Below are 20111 nucleotides of genomic sequence, written 5' to 3' on the forward strand. Positions count from 1 at the left end.
CGCTTGCGGAGCGAACCCATGACCGACGACGCTTCCGCTTCCCAGCCGGGGCCCGCCCATGTGGCGATCATCATGGACGGCAATGGCCGCTGGGCGAAGTCCCGCGGCCGGCCGCGGGCCTTCGGGCACCGGCGCGGCGTCGAGACCGTGCGCAAGGCGGTCGAGACCGCCGGCGATCTCGGCGTGCGCTATCTGACCCTGTTCTCGTTCTCGACGGAAAACTGGAACCGTCCGGCCGACGAGGTCGGGGCGCTGTTCCAGCTCATGAAAACCTATGTCGAGGCCGATCTCGAACAGCTCGCCGCGCGCGGCGTGCGGATCCGTATCATCGGCCGCCGCGACAATCTGGGCGAGGACATCAAGGCGATCATCGAACGGGCCGAGACGCAGACCGCCGCAAACGACCGGTTTCACCTCACCATCGCCTTCAATTACGGCGGACGTGACGAGCTGGTGCGCGCAGCGCGGACGCTGGCGCGTGCCGCGCGGGATGGCGGGATCGATCCCGACACCATCGACAATACAGCCTTCGAGCAGGCCCTCGACACGCATGGCCTGCCCGATGTCGATCTTTTGATCCGCACCAGCGGGGAAGAGCGCATTTCCAACTTCCTGCTGTGGCAGCTGGCCTATGCCGAACTGCTCTTTCTGGATGTCTTGTGGCCTGATTTCTCGGCCGCGCATTTCGCCGATGCGGTCGAAGCCTTCAAGCAGCGCAGCCGGCGCTATGGTGGGCTCGATGCCGGCGCGGCGTGACCCGGTCTTCCAGCGCCGTCTGATTTCGGCGCTGCTGCTGGGACCGCTGGCCCTGGTCCTGTTATGGATGGGCGGGCTGGTCTTCACCGCCTGGGTGGCGGCCTTTGCTGCGGCCATGGCCTGGGAATGGATCCAGATGTCCGACCCCAAGGCGCCGCCGGTCGCCTATGCCATTGCCTGCGCCACGGCGTCCGGCGCGGTCCTGCTGGCGGGTGAGACCTCGACCCAGGATGCGCTGTTCTGGGGTGCTGCGGGTACGCTGGCGGCCGGTATCGAGCGCTGGCGGCGCGGCTGGTCGATCGAGGTTCTCGGCGTGCTCTACGTGTCGCTGGCTGCGGGATTGCTCGCCTCCATGCGCGCCGAGCCGGAACACGGCCTGCCGATGGTGGTGCTGCTGTTTGCCATCGTTTGGGCTGCGGACAGTCTGGCGTATATTGCGGGCACCTGGCTGGGCGGTCCGAAACTCGTGCCCCAGGCCAGTCCCAACAAGACCTGGTCCGGCTTTATTGCCGGGCTTGCCGCCGGAACCGCTGCGGGCGTTGCCGCCGGCGCGGTCTTCGATCTCAACCTGCCGGTGGTGGCCGTCTTTGCGGCGGTCGTCGCCGTCGCATCCGTGCTGGGCGATCTGGCGATGTCCCTGTTCAAGCGCAGTTTCAACGTCAAGGATTCCGGAACGCTGATTCCGGGCCATGGCGGCGTGCTGGATCGTGTGGACGCGTTGATGCTGGCCGTGATTACCGCCGTGCTGTTCCAGCGTGTGATCCCGCTGGGCTGGGGGGCGGCATGACCGCGCCCCGCCGTATCAGTGTTCTCGGCGCCACCGGCTCGGTCGGACTGGCCACGCTCGACCTGGTCGCCCGGGCTGCGCCGGGGACGTTTGACGTGGTCGCTCTGACCGCGCGGACCAATGCGGTGGAACTGGCGCGTCAGGCGATCCGGCACCGGGCTTCGCATGTCGCGATCGCAGACCCCGCTGCCGCGCCGGAGCTGCGCGAGGCCCTGGCCGGGCATCCCGGTATCGCGATCGGTGTCGGCGAGGACGCTGTCTGCGAGGCAGCAGCAGTACCGGCTGACTGGACGATGGCCGCCATTGTCGGGGCAGCCGGCTTGCGGCCCACACTGGAAGCCGTCCGCCAGGGCGCCGCGCTGGCCTTTGCCAACAAGGAATGCCTGGTCTGCGCCGGGCCGCTCTTCATGCAGGAAGCGGCGCGCTGCGGCGCGGCGCTGCTGCCGGTGGACAGCGAGCACAATGCCGTTTTCCAGGTGTTCAACGGGGCACACAGGTCTGCGATCCGCTCGATCACGTTGACGGCGTCGGGCGGGCCTTTCCGCACCTGGCCGCTCGAACGCATGGCGGCCGCCAGCCGCACCGATGCGCTGACCCATCCGACCTGGTCGATGGGGGCCAAGATCACCATCGACAGCGCGTCGATGATGAACAAGGGGCTGGAGATCATCGAGGCCTGCTGGCTGTTCGACCTGCCGCCGGAACAGGTCGAGGTGGTGGTGCATCCCCAGTCCATCGTGCACGGCCTTGTCGAATACGCCGATGGCAGCCTGCTGGCGCAGCTGGGTTCGCCGGACATGCGCACGCCGATCGCCAGTGCGCTGGCCTGGCCGGAGCGCATGGAGGCGCCGGTCGAGCGTCTCAGACTGGACCAGATCGCGCGGCTGGAGTTCGAGGCGCCGGATCCTGTGCGGTTTCCGGCCATCCGCCTGGCCCGCGATGCGATCCGGGCCGGGGGGATTGCGCCCGCCGTGCTGAACGCCGCGAATGAAATTGCAGTCGAGGCGTTCCTGGCCGGGCGGATCGGCTTCCTTGACATCACCGCGAGTGTTGAAGAGGTTCTGGCGCTCGCTCAGGCGGATGCGGACATGCCGCGCGCGCTTGCGGCCTTCGAGGATGTGTTCGCCATCGACCGGCGGGCCCGCGAGCTGGCACGCGACTTGATTGGTGGCCTGTCAGTGGAAACGAGATCACGGAACACGATGTTATGAGCCTGATCGGCACCGGCTTTCTCACGATTTTCTCATTCGTCTTCCTGATCTCGATCGTCGTCGTGATCCACGAGCTCGGCCACTACTGGGCCGGCCGCATGTGCGGTGTGCATGCTGAAGCCTTTTCCATGGGGTTCGGCCCGACCATCGCCTCCTGGCGCGACAAGCGCGGCACGGTCTGGCGCATCGCGGCCTTTCCCCTTGGCGGATATGTGAAGTTCCTGGGCGATGCAGGCGCTGCGAGCGAGCCGGACGCCGAAAAACTCGACGAGATTCGCCGGCGCATGGGGCCGGATGCCGACAAGTGCTATCATTTCAAACCGCTCTGGCAGCGCGCTTTCGTGACGGCGGCGGGTCCGATCGCCAACTTCATCCTGGCCATCTTCATCTTCGCCAGCCTTGCCTTGGCGCTGGGCGGGGCGCCCTACCAGCCGCCGGTCGTCGGAACCGTGGCTGAAGACAGCGCCGCTGCAGACGCCGGCTTCCAGGTCGGTGACCGCATTGTCGCGATCAACGGCACGGGCATCGATTCCTTCGACGATATCGTGACGGAAGTCGTCTGGCGGCCGGGCGAGGAAATGCGCTTCGACGTCGAACGCGCCGGCGAGATGATCGTGCTCCGGGCTGCGCCACGGGCGACCGAGGTTGAAGATCGTTTCGGCGGCACACGGACGCTTGGCCGCCTCGGTCTGGGTTCGGTCATGACGCCGCCATTGCGCGAAAGCTATAACCCCGTCACGGCCATCGGCTATGGTGTCGACCGGACCTGGACGGCGGTGTCGATGACCGCGCGCTATGTGATCCGCGTCGTCACGGGCCGCGTCTCGCCGGAATTGCTCAACGGGCCGGTGGGAATCGCGACGGCGGCCGGCCAGACGGCCGTGACCAGTGTCGAAGCGGGCGGAAATGCCGGCGAAAGCACTTTCTTGCTGCTTGTTAATCTCGTGCATCTGGCAGGCTTCCTGTCGGTTGGACTGGGTTTGGTGAATCTTCTACCGATCCCCATCCTCGACGGCGGCCATCTGGTGTATTACGCCTATGAGGCGGTTGCCCGGCGTCCGCTGAGCATGAAAGCGCAGGCCATCGGATTCCGGGTGGGACTTGCACTTGTGCTCGGTATGATGCTTGTAGCGACCTGGAATGACCTGAATTACCTGCTCGGGCAGATTTTCTGACCGGGCCCAGCAAGCGGCGATCTTCCATGGCGAGTGTTCTGCGTATTCTCTTCGCAGCCCTTTTGACTGTGACATTGCCGGCCATCGCGCCGGCCCAGCAATCCGGTGTGGAAGAGACTCCGCAAGCGGCCCCGGAAGCCCAGGCCCGGCCGGTGATCCGGCAGATCCTGGTTGAGGGCAATCAACGGGTCGAAGCCGATACCGTTCTGTCCTACCTGCTGATCCAGCCGGGGCAGACTTTCGATACCCGCCTGGTCAACCTGTCGATCCAGACCCTGATGGCGACCGGCCTGTTTTCGGACGCGCAATTCGAGGATCGCGGCGAGCTCGTTGTCGTCCGCGTCCAGGAAAACCCGATCATCAACCGGGTGATCCTCGAGGGCAACAGCGCCATTGACGACGACAAGATTACCGACGAGATCGAGGCCCAGCCGCGCGCGATCTTCACGCGGGCTCGCGTCCAGTCTGACGTCCAGCGCATCATCGAGGTCTATCGCCGGTCCGGCCGTTTTGCGGCTTCCGTGACGCCGAAGATCGTCGAGCAGCCACAGAACCGCGTCGATCTGATTTTCGAGATTTCCGAAGGTCCGGTGACCGGCGTTCGCCGCATCAACTTCATCGGCAATGAGAGTTTCTCCGACCGCCGTCTGCGCCGCGAACTGGTGACGCGCGAATCGCGCTGGTGGCGGTTCTTCTCGTCGAACGACAATTACGATCCGGACCGTCTGGAATACGACCAGGAATTGCTGCGCCAGTTCTACATGAACCAGGGCTATGCGAACTTCCGGGTTCTCTCCGCGGTCGCCGAGCTGACGCCGGACCAGGAAAGCTTCTACATCACGCTCACCATCGACGAGGGCGAAATCTTCAACTTCGGCGAAGTCACCGTGTCGACCGAGATCGAGGACCTCAACGAGGAATTCCTTGCCGCGACCCTGCCGATCCGGGAAGGCGACCTCTATCGCGGTGAACTGATCGAGAGCGGCATCGACCAGCTGACCTTTGCCGCCGGTGCCGCAGGCTATGCCTTTGTCAACATTTCGCCGCGCACGACGCGTAATCGCGAAGACCGGACCGTCGATATCGAGTTCGTGATCGACGAAGGGCCGCGCGTCTATATCGAGCGCATCGACATTGTCGGGAATACCCGGACGCTGGACCGCGTGATCCGCCGGGAGCTGGACATTGTGGAGGGCGACGCCTTCAACCAGGTCCTGATTGACCGGTCGCGCAACAATGTGCGGCGCCTGGGCTTCTTCGAGGAAGTCGAAGTCAACGAGACGCCGGGCTCCGCGCCGGACCGGGCGCGTGTCCAGGTGGCCGTGACCGAGCAGCCGACCGGCGAACTGGCCTTCGGCGCTGGCTTCTCCTCGACCGATGCCTTCCTGGTCGACCTGTCGATCTCGGAGCGGAACCTGCGGGGCCGCGGCCAGTTCCTGCGCTTCCGCATCTCGGCCAGCTCGAACCGCGAATCGATCGATATCCGCTTTACCGAGCCGCGCTTCCTGGACCGCAATCTGGCCGCCGGCTTCGACCTCTTCCGCGTCAATTCGGACTTCCTCTCGGAAGCCTCCTTCCAGACCGAATCGACCGGTGCCAGCGTGCGTCTCGGCTTCCCGGTGACGGCGTCGACCAATCTGCAACTGGGCTACACGCTGCGAACCGACAATGTGCTGGTCTATTCGTCGGCCTCGCAGGCCCTGCTCAACCAGGCCGGCGAGCGCACGACGTCCGTGCTCACCTATACGCTCAACTGGTCGCGTCTGAACGACCCGATCGAGCCGAGCCGCGGCTATCGCCTGCAGTTCTCGCAAGGTTTTGCCGGCATTGGCGGGGATGTCCGCTATGTCCGGTCTGAAGTCGAGGGTGCCATCTACCGGCCGGTCCTCCCGCGCCTGTTCGACAACAACATCATCGCGAGCTTCACGATGAATGGCGGTTTCGTTCAGCCGTGGGGCGGGGATACCGTCCGCATCAATGACCGCTTCTTCAAGGGCGGCAATTCGTTCCGCGGCTTCGAGGTGGCGGGTATCGGCCCGCGCATCGTGACCCGGAACGCAGAGACGGGCGAGTTGACCCGGGGCGATGCCCTGGGCGGTCGCCTGTACGCAGTCGGGGCGTTCGAGGTGTCCTTCCCGACCGGGTTGCCGGAGCAGTACGGGGTCCGAGCCAGTGTCTTCACCGAATTCGGTACACTGGGGCTCCTCGATACTCCCGACCAGATCGACGAAGGGGCCGCCGGGACAGCTTTCACGATCGACGACATGGCCCTGCGGGCCTCCGCCGGCGTGAGCATTTTCTGGGATTCACCTTTCGGACCGGTGCGTTTCGACTTTGCCGAGGCCTTCATTCGCGAGGACTACGACAGAGCCGAATTCTTCCGGTTCAGCACGAGAACAGGGTTCTAAAGTTATGAAATTTATCAAGTCTCTCCTTCTTCTTCCGGTGATGATCGCCGGGCTGGCCGCGCCGGTGCTGGCGCAGCAGCCGAACATCGCGGTCATGAACGAGGAACGTGTCCTGCGCGAAAGCGCTGCCGGTCAGCACATCCAGACCCGCATGCAGGAAATCGCCCGGGAAATCGACGCCGAGCTGACTGCCATGGGCCAGCCGATCCAGCAGGAAACCGAGCGTCTGAACGCGGAAACCGCGTCCATGACGCCGCAGGCCATCCAGCAGCGCCCGGACCTGATGCAGCGTATCGAAGCGCTCAACCAGCAGGCCCAGCAATTCGAACTGGCCCGCCGTGCGCGTCAGCAGGAAATCGTCCAGACCGAGCGTCAGGCCATGCGTCCGATTTATGATGCTCTGGGTCCGATCCTGGAAGCCGTCGTGGCGGAACGCGATATCGACATCCTGGTCGACCGCGCCAACCTGGTCTTCGCGTCGCCGGACGTCGACATTTCCGCCGATGTGATCGGCCGCCTCAATGCGCAGGTGCCGACCGTGACCGTGACGCGCGTCCGCGTATCGCAGGAAGCGGCGGCCGGGGCTGGCCAGCAGCAGCAATAAGACGGCACGGACCATGGCCGATCCGCGTTTCTTCGACGGACTTGGACCGCTGACGCTCAACGAGATCGCCGCACTTTCGGGTGCGGCGATTTCCGATTCTGCGTCCGGTTCAGACACTGTGTCCGAGGTCGCGCCGATCAGCGAGGCCCGTCCGGGGTGCCTGTGCTATCTCGAAAACGGGCGTCTTCTCAAAGCCTATCCGGACATCCGTTTGGACGATGTGGTGATGCTGGCACCGGCCAGCCTGGCCGCCGCCCTGTCCGAACGCGGCGCCAAAGTGCTGGTGCACGCGCAGCCGCGTGCTGCATTCGGGCGCGCGGTTCCCGGTCTTTTCCGGCCGCGCGCGATGCCGGTCGAGCATGCCGTCGATCCATCCGCCCGCATCGCCCCCGGCGCCCAGCTGGGCGTGGGCACGGTGATCGGCGCCGACGCAGAGATCGGCGCGAACGTCATGATCGGGCCGGGCAGTGTGATCGGGCCCGGCTGCCGTATCGGTGCGGGCAGCCGTATCGGTCCCCGCGTGGTCATCCAGTGCGCGGATTTTGGCGAAAACTGCAACATTCTTTCAGGAGCCGTGATTGGCGAGGCGGGCTTCGGTGCCGCAGTATCCGACGCGGGTCTCGTCGATATGCCGCATCTGGGCACGGTCGAGATCGCGGCGTCGGTGACCATCGGTGCCAATAGCTGTGTCGACCGGGGGCTGTTCGGTCCGACGCGGATCGGGGAGGGCACCAAGATCGATAATCTCTGCCATATCGGTCACAACTGCCAGGTCGGCCGCAATGTCGCCATGGCGGCCTTTGCCGGCGTATCGGGCAGTTGCGTGATCGAGGATGATGTGATGTTCGGCGGCCGGGTCGGCCTGCAGGACCACATCACGATCGGCAAGGGCGCGCGGATCGGCGGCAATTCGGCCCTCGCGGAAAGCGTGCCGGCCGGCGAAACCTGGATGGGCGACCCCGCCCAGCCGCTGCGCCAGTATTTGCGCCAGGTCTCCGAAGTGCGCCGCCTGGCCCGGCGCGATGCAAGAACATCAAAAAAGAAGGACTGACCGGCGTGTCCGACCGGATTGAACACAACGAAATCCTGAAACTCCTGCCGCACCGTTACCCCTTCCTCCTCATCGACGCTGCCGAGGACTACCGCGCTGGCGAATCGATCGTGGGGCTGAAGGCCGTAACGGCGAACGAGCCCTTCTTTCCGGGTCATTTCCCCGGCAATCCGGTGATGCCCGGCGTGCTGATGATCGAGGCCATGGCCCAGGCCGGTGCCGTGCTGATGTACAAGACGCTGAAGGCCGCGCCCGATTCGGCGACGGTCTATTTCATGGGCGCCGACAAGGTGCGGTTCCGTTCGCCGGTCCGTCCCGGGATGATGCTGCGCATGCCGGTCTCGGTAACCGCAGCGCGCCATGGCGTCTTCAAATTCAAGGGCGAGGTCTTTGCCGACGGCGTGCGTGCCGTGCAGGCGGAATTCTCTGCCAAGGCGGTAGAACACTGATGAGCGCGACCATTCATCCCACGGCAATTGTCGACCCGGCGGCCCAGCTGGGCGAGGGCGTCGAGATCGGTCCCTTCTCGATCATCGGTCCGAAAGTGAGGCTGGGCGATCGCGTACGGCTGATGTCGCATGTCACGATTGCCGGCAACACGACGCTGGGCGAGGACTGCGTGCTCTATCCGGGCGTCCATCTCGGCCATCCGCCGCAGGACTTCAAATACCAGGGCGAGGATACGCGCCTGATCATCGGCAAGCGCAATATCATGCGCGAGAATGTCACCATGCATCCCGGCACCACATTCGCACGCAGCCAGACGGTTGTGGGCGATGACGGCTATTTCATGGTCGGCTCGCACGTCGCGCACGACTGCATCGTCGGCGACCGGGTCGTGTTCGCCAATTGCGCGGCCATCGGCGGCGAAACGACGGTGGCCGATCACGTGATCTTGGGCGGCTATGCCGGCATTCACCAGAAGAGCCGGATCGGTCGTCACGCTTTCGTCGGCGCCATGGCCATGGTGACGGCGGATGTCATCCCCTACGGCTCGGTGATCGGCAATCATGCCCATCTGGCGGGGCTGAACGTGGTCGGGCTGAAGCGCCGCGGCATGCCGCGCGAGACGCTGCGCGATCTGCGGGCAGCCTATCGCCTGCTGTTTGCCCAGGAGGGCACGTTCGAGGAACGGGTCGACGACGTTGCGCACCTCTATCGCGACAATGCACCGGTGATGGAGATCATCGGTTTCATTCGCGAAGACGCAAAACGCTCCGTCTGCATGCCTCATGACTGACACGCAGCATGCGGCCCCCTGGACCCGTCTCGGCCTGATCGCCGGCGGCGGCGGGCTGCCGCGTGAAATCCTCAATGCGCTCGACCCGCAGTCGGTTCTGGTGATCCGGCTGAAAGGCTTTGCCGACGATCCCTTCGACGATATCGGGCATGTCGAGCATTCGGTTGGCGAGATCGGAGCGATCACGCGGTCGCTCAAATCGGCCGGATGCGATGCGGTGTGCTTTGCCGGCTATGTCACACGGCCCGATTTCAAGGCGCTGCGCCTGGACGGGGCCGGGCTAAAACTCCTGCCGCGCGTGCTGGCGGCGGGGCGCAAGGGCGATGATGCGATCCTGCGCGTAGTGGTCGAGGCGTTCGAGCGCGAAGGCCTGACTGTTGTCGGTGCCGACAGCCTGCTGACCCGGAACCGTCTGGAGGCGGGGCGTCTGGGGCGGGTCGAGCCGGATGCCAATGCTCAAGCCGATGCCGACAAGGCCATGCATGTGGCCGCCGAGATCGGCCGGCTGGATATCGGTCAGGGCGCCGTCGTTGCCGACGGACTGGTGCTGGCCGTCGAGGCCCAGGAAGGCACAAATGCCATGCTGGAGCGCGTGGCGGGCCTGCCGGCCGCGCTGCGCGGATCGCCTGATGAGCGCCGCGGTGTGCTCGCCAAACGGCCCAAGCCGATCCAGGAGCGCCGCATCGACATGCCGGTCGTCGGCGTCGACACGGTGCGCCTGTGCGATGCGGCGGGACTGGCGGGGATCGTGCTGGAGGCGGGCGGTGCGCTGGTAGTGGATCGCGAGGCGGTGATCCGCGAGCTCGATGCGCGCGGCCTCTTCCTGGTGGTGAGGGACGCAGAAGCATGACCGGCACGCCGCTCATCTATGTCGTCGCGGTCGAACGCTCCGGCGATCTTCTGGGCGCCGCCCTGATGCGCTCCCTGCGGACGAAAACCGGTGGTGAGATCCGCTTTGCCGGCATTGGCGGCCGCGCCATGGCCGAGGAAGGCGTGACCTCGGCCATCGCTATTTCCGACCTCGCCATTTTTGGCTGGATCGACGGGCTTATGGCCTACAAGCGCGTGAAGGCGGCCGTGGCGGCCAGTGTCGACGACATCCTGCGGGTCAAGCCCGATGCCGTCGTGCTGATCGACAGCTGGGGCTATACGCTACGCGTGGCCCAGGGCGTGCGGGCGGCCGATCCGTCCATCCGGCTGATCAAATATGTCGGACCGCAGGTCTTTGCGACACGGCCCGGCCGGGCGGCAACCCTCGCGGCGACGGTCGACCGGCTGCTGACCATTCTCGATTTCGATGCGCCCTATTACGAAGCCCACGGCCTGCCGGTGACCTTCGTCGGCAATCCCACGCTGGAACGCCTGGAAGCCGGCGATGGCGCGGCTTTCCGGGCGCGGCATGCTATTGCGGCCGATGCGCCGGTGCTGACCGTGCTGTTCGGCAGCCGGACATCGGAGATCAGGCGCATGTTCGGGCCGTTTGCCCGGGCGGTTGCACGGCTGCGGGAGCGCTATCCCGGACTGTCGATCGTCATTCCCGTCGCCGATCCGGTCGAGGCCGATCTGCGCGCCCGGCTGGACAACGCGCGCTGTTTCGACGGTGCCGTCCTGGTCGAGGAGACCGAGAAGGCCGATGCCTTTGCCGCGGCGGACGCGGCGCTGGCCTGTTCCGGCACCGTGGTGACCGAGCTGGCCACGGCCGGTGTGCCGACCGTGACCAGCTATCGGCTGGGCTGGATCACCTGGGCGCTGGCCCGCGCCTTCAACCTGATGAAGGCGAAGTATATCAGCCTGGTGAATATCTCGGCCGATGCGGAACTGGTGCCCGAACTCGTTCAGACCCGGGCCACCGGCGCCAATCTGGCAGAGGCGGTCGGCGCCCTGATCGACGATGCCGGACGCCGGGAAAAGCTTTCGCGCCAACTCGTCGAGACGACCGCCCGCATGCGCGGAGACGGCAAGGCCAGCGACCGGGCCGCCGATGCCGTGCTTGAGACGCTGGACGCGTCCTCCGGACAATAAAAAAGGCCGCTCCGGAGAGCGGCCTTTTCTGTGCAGGAACTCCAGCGTTTAGCGCTTGGAGAAATCCACATAATCGCGCGGCGTGGCGCCGGTGAAGAGCTGGCGCGGACGGCCGATCTTCTGGGACGGATCCTCGACCATTTCGGTCCATTGCGCGATCCAGCCGACGGTGCGGGCCAGGGCGAACAGAACGGTGAACATCTCGGTCGGGAAGCCCATCGCCTTCAGCGTGATGCCCGAATAGAAGTCGATATTCGGATAGAGCTTTTTCTCGACAAAGTAGTCGTCTTCCAGCGCGATGCGCTCCAGCTCCATGGCGACCTGCAGGGTCGGATCGTTGCGCACGCCCAGCTCGTCGAGCACCTGGTGGCAGGTGTCGCGCATGACTTTCGCGCGCGGGTCGTAATTCTTGTAGACCCGGTGACCGAAGCCCATCAGGCGGAACGGATCGTCCTTGTCCTTGGCGCGCTTCACATATTCCGGAATCTTGTCGACCGAGCCGATCTGGTTGAGCATGTTCAGCGCGGCTTCGTTCGCACCGCCATGCGCCGGGCCCCACAGCGAGGCGATGCCCGAAGCGATACAGGCGAACGGATTGGCACCGGACGAACCGGCCAGGCGTACCGTGGAGGTCGACGCATTCTGCTCGTGGTCGGCGTGCAGGATGAAGATCTTGTCCATCGCCTTGGCGAGCACGTCCGAGCCCTTGTAGTCCTCGGCCGGCACGGCAAAGCACTGACGCAGGAAATTCCCGGCATAGTCCATGTCGTTGCGCGGGCTGATGAAGGGCTGGCCGATGGAGTATTTGTAGGCGCGGGCCGCGATCGTCGGCATCTTGGCGATCATGCGGTGCGACGCGATGGTGCGTGCCTCCGGATCGTTGATGTCGGTCGAGTCGTGGTAGAAAGCCGACAGCGCGCCGACCGTGCCAACCATGATGGCCATCGGGTGGGCATCACGGCGGAAGCCGCGGAAGAACTGGTCGAACTGGTCGTGCAGCATGGAATGCCGGCGGATCGTCCAGTCGAAATTCTCGAACTCGTCGGCCTTGGGCAGCTCACCGTGCAGCAGCAGGTAGCAGACCTCCATGAAGTTGGAGCTCTCGGCCAGCTGGTCGATCGGGTAACCGCGGTAGAGCAGGGTGCCTTCGCCACCGTCGATATAAGTGATCTGGCTTTCACAGCTCGCCGTCGAGGTGAAGCCCGGGTCGAAGGTGAACAGGCCGGTTTCCGCATAGAGTTTGCGGATGTCGATCACATCCGGGCCGATCTCGCCGCTCAGCACCGGCAGGTCAACGGACTTGCCGTTATACGAGAGCGTGGCCGTCCCGTTCGGTTTGGCTTTGTTTTCCATCACGTCATCCCCTAGGTTCGCGGCCGCTTACGCGTCCGCCATCATCTGGTCCTTGATCCGATCGAGCGCTTCGCCGCGGCCCAGGAAGGCCATGACAAGCGACAGATCGGGGGCGGGGGCCCCGCCGGTCAGGGCCGCACGCAGCGGCTGCCCGACCTTGCCGAAACCGACCTCCTCGGCTTCGGCGAAATTCTTCAGTTCTGCGGCCAGCGCCTCGTCCGTCCAGCCATCCAGATCGCTCAGACGGGTGAAGAGCCGGTAAAGACGCTGCCGGGCTTCGTCGTCCAAGGGTTTGGCGGCCTTGCCTTCCAAGTGGAACGGGCGGGGTTTGAGCAAGAAATAGCTCTGCCGGGCGAGTTCTTCCAGTGTCGCTGCCCGGGTCTTCAGAACCGGCATGGCGGCCAGAAGTCGCTCACGCGTTATCTGGGGATCGTCGATGCGGTCTTCAAGCACATCGAGGAAGGGCGTCACCAGTTCGACCAGCCGCGCGTCGCCGGCGCGGGCGATATGTTGCCCGTTGATATGGTTCAGCTTGTCCAGGTCCATGCGGGCCGGCGCCTTGTTCAGCCCGTCCAGCGTGAAGGCGGCAATTGCCTCCTCGTCACTGAAGATTTCCTGGTCGCCACGGGCCCAGCCCAGACGCAGCAGGTAGTTGCGCAGGCCTTCGGGCAGATAGCCCATGTCGCGATAGGCTTCCGCGCCCAGCGCGCCATGGCGCTTGGACAGCTTTTTGCCGTCCTGGCCGTGGATCAGCGGCACATGGGCGAAGACCGGGCGGTCCCAGCCCAGCGCGTCATAGATCTGGCTCTGGCGGCCGCCATTTACCAGATGGTCGTCGCCGCGCACGATGTGGGTGATGCCCATATCGTGATCGTCGACCACGACAGCGAGGTTATAGGTCGGGCTGCCGTCCGAGCGCAGCAGGATCAGATCGTCGAATTCCTTGGCAGCCCAGCGCACCGTGCCCTGCACCGCATCTTCCAGTACGACATCGCTGTCCGGTGCACGGAAGCGCACGACGAAGGGCGTGTCGGCGGGCGCGTCACTGGCCGGGCGGTCGCGCCAGGGCGAGCGCAGGGCACGGCCCTCGGCAAAGGCCTGGTCGCGCAGCGCCTGCACCTCTTCTGTCGTGCAATAGCATTTGAAGGCCTTGCCGGCGGCCAGCAGCTCGTCGACGACCTCGACATGGCGCGGGGCGCGCTCGAACTGGGAAACGGCATCGCCGTCCCAGTCCAGGCCCATCCAGGTCAGCCCCTCCAGGATCGCGTCGATCGCGGCCTGGGTCGAACGGGCGCGATCGGTATCCTCGATGCGAAGATAGAAGGCGCCGCCGTGATGGCGGGCGAAGAGCCAGTTGAAAAGCGCGGTACGGGCGCCGCCAATATGCAGGAAGCCCGTCGGCGACGGGGCGAAGCGGGTGCGAATGGGGTTGTCGTTGTTTTGCACGTGCGAATTCATGCTGCGCTGCGGAAAGGGAAAGTCGTGTTAGCATGAATATCAGCTTTTGCGATAGACCGAAGGCTGCTTCGTGCTTCACCTCGCCGCAAGCCTGCCCCGACCGGCGGCAGGCCGCTTTAAAAAACCGGTATTGAGCACTGGGACTGAAAACTATTTCAGTCCTGCGATCCTCTTCGCGCTCGGGCTGGCGGCGGGCGCAATTCTCGCACTTGTGACCCCGCTGTCCGCCGGCGTGCCGGCGGTTGCCGGTATTGTCCTGGCTGCAGGTATCGCCGTGACATGGCGCGGTCCTGACCGGTACCGGCGTTTCGCCCTGCTGACGGCCGTCTTCGCCGCGGGGCTTGTGGCGGGGCAGATGCGGACCGAAGCGCGGATCGACGGCGCCGAGGCCATTCCCGCGATCGATACACGCGACAATGCGGTGCCGCTGACCGGCTGGCTGGGCGCGATCGAGCGCAGCGGCAGTGGCCGGCAAAGGCTGGTGATCCGGGTTCCGGCAATAGATGAGAGGCCGGCTTATTCCGTGCGGGTTCTGGGCGATCCTGGGGACTTGCGGCCGGGCGATCCGGTTTCGGTGGAGGCGGTGCTGTCGCCGCCGCGGCCCGCCGCGATGCCTGGCGGCTATGATTTCGCCTTTCACGCCTTCTTCGCCCGGATCGCGGCAACCGGCTATGCCGTCGCACCGGCGCAGCCGGCGCCGGATCTTGCGGCCGATGGCGTACAGCGCTGGATCGCGCAACTGCGCTGGCGGATGGCTGAACGGATTGCGCGGCAGGTTCCGGGCCGGTCCGGCGCGCTCGCGGCGGCTCTCCTGACGGGTGACCGTTCGCGGCTGGATCCGGCAGATGTCGACGCTCTGCGCAGTGCGGGGCTGGGGCATATGTTGGCGATTTCCGGCATGCATATGGGGCTGTTCGCGGGCGGGGTGTTCTTTGCCGTGCGCATGATGGCCGCGGGCCTGGGCGGCTGGTCGCGGCGTCACGACCCTGCTGTTCCGGCGGCGCTTGCGGCCCTGATCGCTGCCGCGCTCTATCTCGCCGTGTCGGGCGGGGCCATCCCGACCCAGCGGGCCTTCATCATGACGGTCTCGGCGCTGGGCGCGGTTCTGGCCCGGCGGCGTGTGCTCTCCTTCCATACGCTGGCGATCGCGATGACGGCCGTTCTGCTGCTGACGCCGGAAGCCGTCGTCACGCCGGGTTTCCAGATGTCCTTTGCCGCTGTGGCCGCGCTCATCGCCGCGGCGCAGGTCTGGCAGGCAAAACGCCCGCCGCCGGCACCGCTCGATCCGGGGCGCGGCCTGCGGCAATTCTTTGGCGGGCTGGGCATGACCAGTCTTGTCGCCGGTGTCGCGACATCGGGCTTCGCCGCCTTTCACTTCCACCGGATCGCGGCCTGGGGGCTGATCGGCAATCTCATCGTCATGCCGGTCTTCACCCTGCTGGTGATGCCGGCCGGTGTGCTGGCGCTCTTCCTGATGCCGCTCGGACTGGATGCCGTGCCGCTCGCCGTCATGGGATGGGGGCTCGATCTGGTCCTGACACTGGCCCACATGGTGGCGGACTGGCCGGGTGCGGAACGCGCGATACCGTCCGCGCCGGGATGGGTGCTGGCGCTTTATGGCTGCGGATTTGCAATTGCCTGTGCGGCGCGGGGGCTGTGGCGGGCGCCCGGCATCGGCGTGATGCTGGTCGCGATGGCGATCTGGGCGACAGGTCCGCGGCCCGACCTCTTCGTTACCCGAGACGGCGTGGTGCTGGCGCAGGGCGAGGACGCGGCGGGCTGGGCGATCAGCGACCGCCGGCGCAGCCGCTTTCCGGTGCGGGTCTTCCTCGAGGCCGAGGGCGAGCGCGAGCGGCCGGACCGTCTGGTACTGGCCTGCGACGACACCGGATGTGCCGGGCGCACGCCGGGCGGTACCGTGTTCACCTTGCTCGAGGAACTCGACAGCCTGGCGGAGGACTGCCGGCTGGCCGGGCTGATCGTGACAAGGTTGAGCATTCCGGAACACCGGATCCGCACCTGTGCTGCCCGTGTCATCGACGGCGGCGTTCTGGCACGGCAGGGCGGGGCGCTGATCCGGGAAGCGGCGAGTGGCGAGCTCGTCATCCGCCACGTCCTGCCGCGCGATACGCGCTTGCCCTGGCATGCGCGCCGGACGACGGGACCCGAGCATGTCAGATGGAACTGAGAGGGCAGCCCGAACGGCAATGGCCGGCAAATGGCGCCTCGGTCTGCGCGAGACGGACAGATAAAGGCCACCACAGGCCGTGACTGGCGAGCCCCGTCAGTATCCGGCGACCAGTTGGCATAAACAGTATTCGTTGAAGTCTGTTATCGACCGTGCCGAAGCGAGCCTCGCAGCCTGCTTCAGCAGCGCTCGTGGAAAGCCCGGCGGATCATCACGCCGGCAAGATCAGAACGTCACACAGATCAGCCTCCCGGCTGCACTCGCAGTCCGGAAAGCAGCGCCAGGAACAGGCGCTCGCCCCGTCAGTGATACTTGCGGATCAGGCCGACCAGCAGACCCTGAACCTTGACCCGGTCGGGGCCGAAGATCCGGGTTTCGTATTCCGGATTGGCCGCTTCCAGGGCGATCGAGCCGCCCTTTTTGCGCAGGCGCTTCAGCGTGGCTTCCTCGTCATCGACCAGCGCCACGACGATATCGCCGGTATCGGCAGATTCGCAGCGGCGGATCAGAACGGTGTCGCCGTCCAGAATACCGGCCTCGATCATCGAGTCGCCCTTGACCTCGAGCGCGAAATGCTCGCCGCCGCGGATCATGTCCGCCGGGATGGGCAGGCGGTCGGTCTCGTGCTGGATCGCGGAGATCGGCACGCCAGCCGCGATGCGGCCAAGCACAGGGATTTCCACCGTGGTTTCGCGCTCGCTGTCTTCCGGCTTGTTGAAATTGGCACGCACGACATTGGGGCCAAGATCGCCCGACGGCACCGGCGCCTTTGCGCTGGCGGCGGATTCGGGGAGTTTGAGCACTTCCAGGGCGCGGGCCCGGTGCGGCAGGCGCCGGATGAAACCGCGCTCTTCCAGCGCTGTGATCAGCCGGTGCACGCCGGATTTCGAGGCCAGCTGCAGCGCCGCTTTCATCTCGTCGAAGGAGGGCGACACGCCCGTTTCCTTGATCCGCTTGTGGATGAAGAGCAGGAGTTCGTTCTGTTTCCGGGTCAGCACGGCAGGCCCTCGTCTGGACGAATCCCGACACGATTCACGCCGGGAACAAATCAGGAATTCTGCCGTTTGTTCTACAAGTGTTCCCGATGCGCGTCAAGCGTCACCGGGCGGGGTCATGAGGGCACGGGTCGCGGCTGCGACATCCTCCTGGCGCATCAGGCTCTCGCCGACCAGGAGTGCCCGGGCGCCGGCCCGCTGCAGGCGGCGCGCGTCCTCGGGCGTGAAAATGCCGCTTTCGCCAACCAGGAAACGCCCGGAGCCGACATGCGGGGCGAGACGTTCGAAGGTCTCCAGCGAGGTCTCGAACGTACGCAGATTGCGGTTGTTGATGCCGACCAGCGGGGCGTTGAGATCGAGCGCGCGCTCCATCTCGGCATCATCATGGACTTCGACGAGGACATCCATGCTCCAGCGTTCGGCCTCGTCGGAGAGGCGCCGGGCCGTATCGTCGTCGACGGCGGCGAGAATCACCAGAATCGCATCGGCCCCCAGCATGCGCGCTTCGGCGACCTGATAGGGGTCGTACATGAAGTCCTTGCGCAGGGCGGGCAGGGCGACCGCATCGCGGGCCGCGCCAAGAAAGGCGTCGGCACCCTGGAAGCTGGGACCGTCGGTGAGAACGGACAGGCAGGTCGCACCGCCGGCCTCATAGGCGCGGGCGAGGGCAGGCGGATCGAAATCGGCGCGGATCAGCCCCTTGGAGGGGCTGGCCTTCTTGATCTCGGCGATGAGGCCCAGCCCGTCCGTGCGGGCGGCGGCTTTCAGCGCCTCGAGAAAACCGCGCACCGGTGCGGCGTCGCGGGCTTTTGCCTCGATCTCGGCAAGCGGATGCTCGGACTTGCAGGCCTCGATATGGGCGCGCTTGTAGGTGCCGATGCGGGCGAGGGTGTCGGGTGTGTCGGTCATGGTCAGGCGTCGCCCCGGGAAATGGCAATCATACGGTCGAGCGTGGTGCGGGCGCGGCCGTCGTCAAGGGCTGCGGCTGCCAGGCCGGCGCCCTCGGCAATGGTCGCCGCCTTGCCCGCCACCAGAAGGGCGGCGCCGGCATTGAGCATGACGATATCGCGGAACGGCCCGGTCTCGCCGTCGAGCAGGCGGTTGATGGCGGCCGCATTATAGGCCGGGTCGCCGCCGCGCAGGTCCTCCTCGGATGCCAGCGCAATGCCGGCTTCGCCCGGGTGGAAATCGAACGTGTCGATCCGGCCCTGGCGCAGTTCGGCGATATGGGTGGATGCGGTCGTGGTGATCTCGTCCATCCCGTCGGCGCCGCAGATGACCAGCGCGTGTTCGCAGCCCAGATCGCGCAGCGCCTCGGCCATGGGGACCAGCCAGCGCCGGTGATAGACGCCCAGCAATTGCCGCTTCACGCCGGCCGGGTTGGAGAGCGGTCCCAGCAGGTTGAACACCGTGCGCACGCCCAGGGCCTGCCGGGCCGGGCCGACATGGCGGACGGCGGAATGGTGCGCCGGAGCGAAGAGGAAGCCGGCGCCGGCCTCGTTCAGCGAGCGCTCGACGCGTTCCGTGCCGCAATCCAGATCGAACCCGAGGGCGGCCAGCACGTCGGAGGAGCCGGATTTGGAGGAGGCGGCACGGTTGCCATGCTTGGCGACAATGGCGCCGGCACCGGCGGCCACGATCGCGGCGGCGGTGGAGATATTATAGGCGCCCTTGCCATCGCCGCCCGTGCCGCAGGTATCGATGGCGCCCTCCGGCGCTGTGATACGGGTCATCCGGGCGCGCATGACCCGGGCCCCGGCCGCGATATCGGCGGGGGTTTCGCCCTGGGCCGCCAGGCCGATCAGGAAGCCGGCAATCGCCGGATCGGAGGCTTCGCCATCCATCAGCTCGGCAAAGGCGCCGGCAATGGCGTCATGGGACGGGCGTTCGGCCCGGCTGAAGGCCTGGAGGCAGGTCGACAGAAAACGCATGGTGAACAGGGTCCGGTTCGGAAGGTCTCGGGGCAGGGCGGGCAGTCGGTCAGGCCGATGTGCGCCAGCATCCCGTTGCGGCCGCCACGTATCGAACGCGCGCTCCGCACATCCACGCGCCGTTCACCGCGCGGGCGGCGGTGCAGACAGGGGCGGAGGATGTGGAACAGATCGGCATACGTGTCTGAAGACCGGTGATGAACTTCGCGAACCCGTTGCGAATAGCGTGCACAGGCGGGCGAGGCAATCGCCAGCCGCGCCGGAGCACACCTAGGCTGCAGCCGCGTGCGGTTTGCGCGTCATGGCCAGGAAGTTGGCCAGCAGGTCGTGACCGTGTTCCGAGGCGATGGATTCCGGGTGGAACTGCACGCCGTGAACCGGCCGCTCGCGGTGGGCCAGACCCATGATCTCGCCATCGCCGGTGCGCGCCGTTACGCGCAGCACGTCCGGCACGCTGTCGGGCTTCACGGCGAGGGAATGATAGCGTGTCGCGGTGAAGGGATTGGCGAGGCCGGCGAAGACGCCGGTTCCGTCATGCTCGATCGGGCTGGTCTTGCCATGCATGATTTCCATCGCCGAGACGACCTTGCCGCCGAACACCTGGCCGATGGATTGGTGGCCCAGGCAGACCCCCAGGATCGGCAGGTCGGCCGGTGCTTTCTCGATCAGCCCCAGGCAGATGCCGGCGCGGTCGGGGTCGCAGGGGCCGGGCGACAGCACGATCCCGTCCGGGGCCAGCGCGAGGGCTTCCTCCACGGACATTGCGTCATTGCGAATGACACGAGTCGTGGCACCCAGTTCCTGGAAGTAGTGCACCAGGTTGAAGGTGAAGCTGTCATAATTGTCGACGATCAGAAGCATGGCTCTCTCCGGTTGGCGGAAATCTAGGCGGTCCGGCCCGTTGCGCCAATCCCGCGGGCTGTTTAACGCCG

General features: G+C 66.0%; 18 protein-coding genes. 12 read left to right on the forward strand and 6 right to left on the reverse strand.

What is annotated here, in order from left to right; all coding sequences use genetic code 11:
* The first annotated feature begins 18 nt into the window (after window positions 1–18).
* Genes JJ918_RS08320 through lpxB form a run of 11 tightly spaced genes read left to right on the forward strand, consistent with a single transcriptional unit; the run spans window position 19 to window position 11254 of the window.
* The gene (locus JJ918_RS08320) at window positions 19–756 is read left to right on the forward strand and encodes an isoprenyl transferase (protein WP_291885732.1); all 738 of its coding nucleotides are present in this window, start codon (window positions 19–21) and stop codon (window positions 754–756) included.
* A complete protein-coding gene (locus JJ918_RS08325) occupies window positions 740–1543 on the forward strand; it encodes a phosphatidate cytidylyltransferase (protein WP_291885734.1) in 804 nt (267 codons plus the stop codon). Before JJ918_RS08320 ends, JJ918_RS08325 begins: the two co-directional genes overlap by 17 nt.
* The gene (dxr, locus tag JJ918_RS08330; RefSeq protein WP_291885736.1) at window positions 1540–2754 is read left to right on the forward strand and encodes a 1-deoxy-D-xylulose-5-phosphate reductoisomerase; all 1215 of its coding nucleotides are present in this window, start codon (window positions 1540–1542) and stop codon (window positions 2752–2754) included. Before JJ918_RS08325 ends, dxr begins: the two co-directional genes overlap by 4 nt.
* Window positions 2751–3929 (forward strand): RIP metalloprotease, encoded by a 1179-nt coding sequence (locus JJ918_RS08335; protein ID WP_291885737.1) that lies wholly within the window; start codon window positions 2751–2753, stop codon window positions 3927–3929. Before dxr ends, JJ918_RS08335 begins: the two co-directional genes overlap by 4 nt.
* Before the next feature lie 26 nt (window positions 3930–3955).
* The gene (gene bamA, locus JJ918_RS08340) at window positions 3956–6337 is read left to right on the forward strand and encodes an outer membrane protein assembly factor BamA (RefSeq protein ID WP_291885741.1); all 2382 of its coding nucleotides are present in this window, start codon (window positions 3956–3958) and stop codon (window positions 6335–6337) included.
* Window positions 6338–6341: 4 nt separating this feature from the next.
* On the forward strand, window positions 6342–6941 hold the full coding sequence (locus JJ918_RS08345) for an OmpH family outer membrane protein (RefSeq protein WP_291885743.1): 600 nt from the start codon (window positions 6342–6344) through the stop codon (window positions 6939–6941).
* A 13-nt stretch (window positions 6942–6954) separates the two neighbouring features.
* The gene (gene lpxD, locus JJ918_RS08350; RefSeq protein WP_291885745.1) at window positions 6955–7992 is read left to right on the forward strand and encodes a UDP-3-O-(3-hydroxymyristoyl)glucosamine N-acyltransferase; all 1038 of its coding nucleotides are present in this window, start codon (window positions 6955–6957) and stop codon (window positions 7990–7992) included.
* 5 nt (window positions 7993–7997) lie between these two features.
* The gene (fabZ, locus tag JJ918_RS08355; protein WP_291885747.1) at window positions 7998–8441 is read left to right on the forward strand and encodes a 3-hydroxyacyl-ACP dehydratase FabZ; all 444 of its coding nucleotides are present in this window, start codon (window positions 7998–8000) and stop codon (window positions 8439–8441) included.
* The gene (gene lpxA, locus JJ918_RS08360; protein WP_291885749.1) at window positions 8441–9232 is read left to right on the forward strand and encodes an acyl-ACP--UDP-N-acetylglucosamine O-acyltransferase; all 792 of its coding nucleotides are present in this window, start codon (window positions 8441–8443) and stop codon (window positions 9230–9232) included. The genes fabZ and lpxA overlap by 1 nt, the downstream gene beginning before the upstream one ends.
* The gene (locus tag JJ918_RS08365) at window positions 9225–10082 is read left to right on the forward strand and encodes an LpxI family protein (RefSeq protein WP_291885751.1); all 858 of its coding nucleotides are present in this window, start codon (window positions 9225–9227) and stop codon (window positions 10080–10082) included. Before lpxA ends, JJ918_RS08365 begins: the two co-directional genes overlap by 8 nt.
* Entirely contained in the window at window positions 10079–11254 is a 1176-nt protein-coding gene (lpxB, locus tag JJ918_RS08370; RefSeq protein WP_291885753.1) for a lipid-A-disaccharide synthase, read from the forward strand. The genes JJ918_RS08365 and lpxB overlap by 4 nt, the downstream gene beginning before the upstream one ends.
* A 48-nt stretch (window positions 11255–11302) precedes the next feature.
* Here the strand turns inward: lpxB and gltA are convergent, their stop codons facing one another.
* Window positions 11303–12607, reverse strand: a complete 1305-nt coding sequence (gltA, locus tag JJ918_RS08375) for a citrate synthase (protein ID WP_291885756.1) — start codon at window positions 12605–12607, stop codon at window positions 11303–11305.
* A gap of 27 nt (window positions 12608–12634) precedes the next feature.
* Entirely contained in the window at window positions 12635–14065 is a 1431-nt protein-coding gene (gene gltX, locus JJ918_RS08380; RefSeq protein ID WP_367277674.1) for a glutamate--tRNA ligase, read from the reverse strand.
* A gap of 130 nt (window positions 14066–14195) precedes the next feature.
* Here gltX and JJ918_RS08385 point away from each other — a divergent pair, with 130 nt between their 5' ends.
* Entirely contained in the window at window positions 14196–16253 is a 2058-nt protein-coding gene (locus JJ918_RS08385) for a ComEC/Rec2 family competence protein (RefSeq protein WP_291885761.1), read from the forward strand.
* 302 nt (window positions 16254–16555) lie between these two features.
* On the opposite strand, the gene lexA is transcribed toward JJ918_RS08385, so the two are convergent.
* From lexA to JJ918_RS08405, 4 genes are all read right to left on the reverse strand, one after another.
* A complete protein-coding gene (gene lexA, locus JJ918_RS08390) occupies window positions 16556–17251 on the reverse strand; it encodes a transcriptional repressor LexA (RefSeq protein ID WP_291885763.1) in 696 nt (231 codons plus the stop codon).
* A gap of 93 nt (window positions 17252–17344) precedes the next feature.
* A complete protein-coding gene (gene trpC / locus JJ918_RS08395; RefSeq protein WP_291885765.1) occupies window positions 17345–18157 on the reverse strand; it encodes an indole-3-glycerol phosphate synthase TrpC in 813 nt (270 codons plus the stop codon).
* Window positions 18158–18159: 2 nt separating this feature from the next.
* Complete coding sequence (trpD, locus tag JJ918_RS08400) at window positions 18160–19179, reverse strand: anthranilate phosphoribosyltransferase (RefSeq protein ID WP_291885768.1); 1020 nt, start codon at window positions 19177–19179, stop codon at window positions 18160–18162.
* A gap of 270 nt (window positions 19180–19449) precedes the next feature.
* Window positions 19450–20040 (reverse strand): aminodeoxychorismate/anthranilate synthase component II, encoded by a 591-nt coding sequence (locus JJ918_RS08405; RefSeq protein ID WP_291885771.1) that lies wholly within the window; start codon window positions 20038–20040, stop codon window positions 19450–19452.
* Window positions 20041–20111: the final 71 nt, after the last annotated feature.

Source organism: Maricaulis sp. (assembly GCF_017642925.1).
GTDB lineage: Bacteria > Pseudomonadota > Alphaproteobacteria > Caulobacterales > Maricaulaceae > Maricaulis.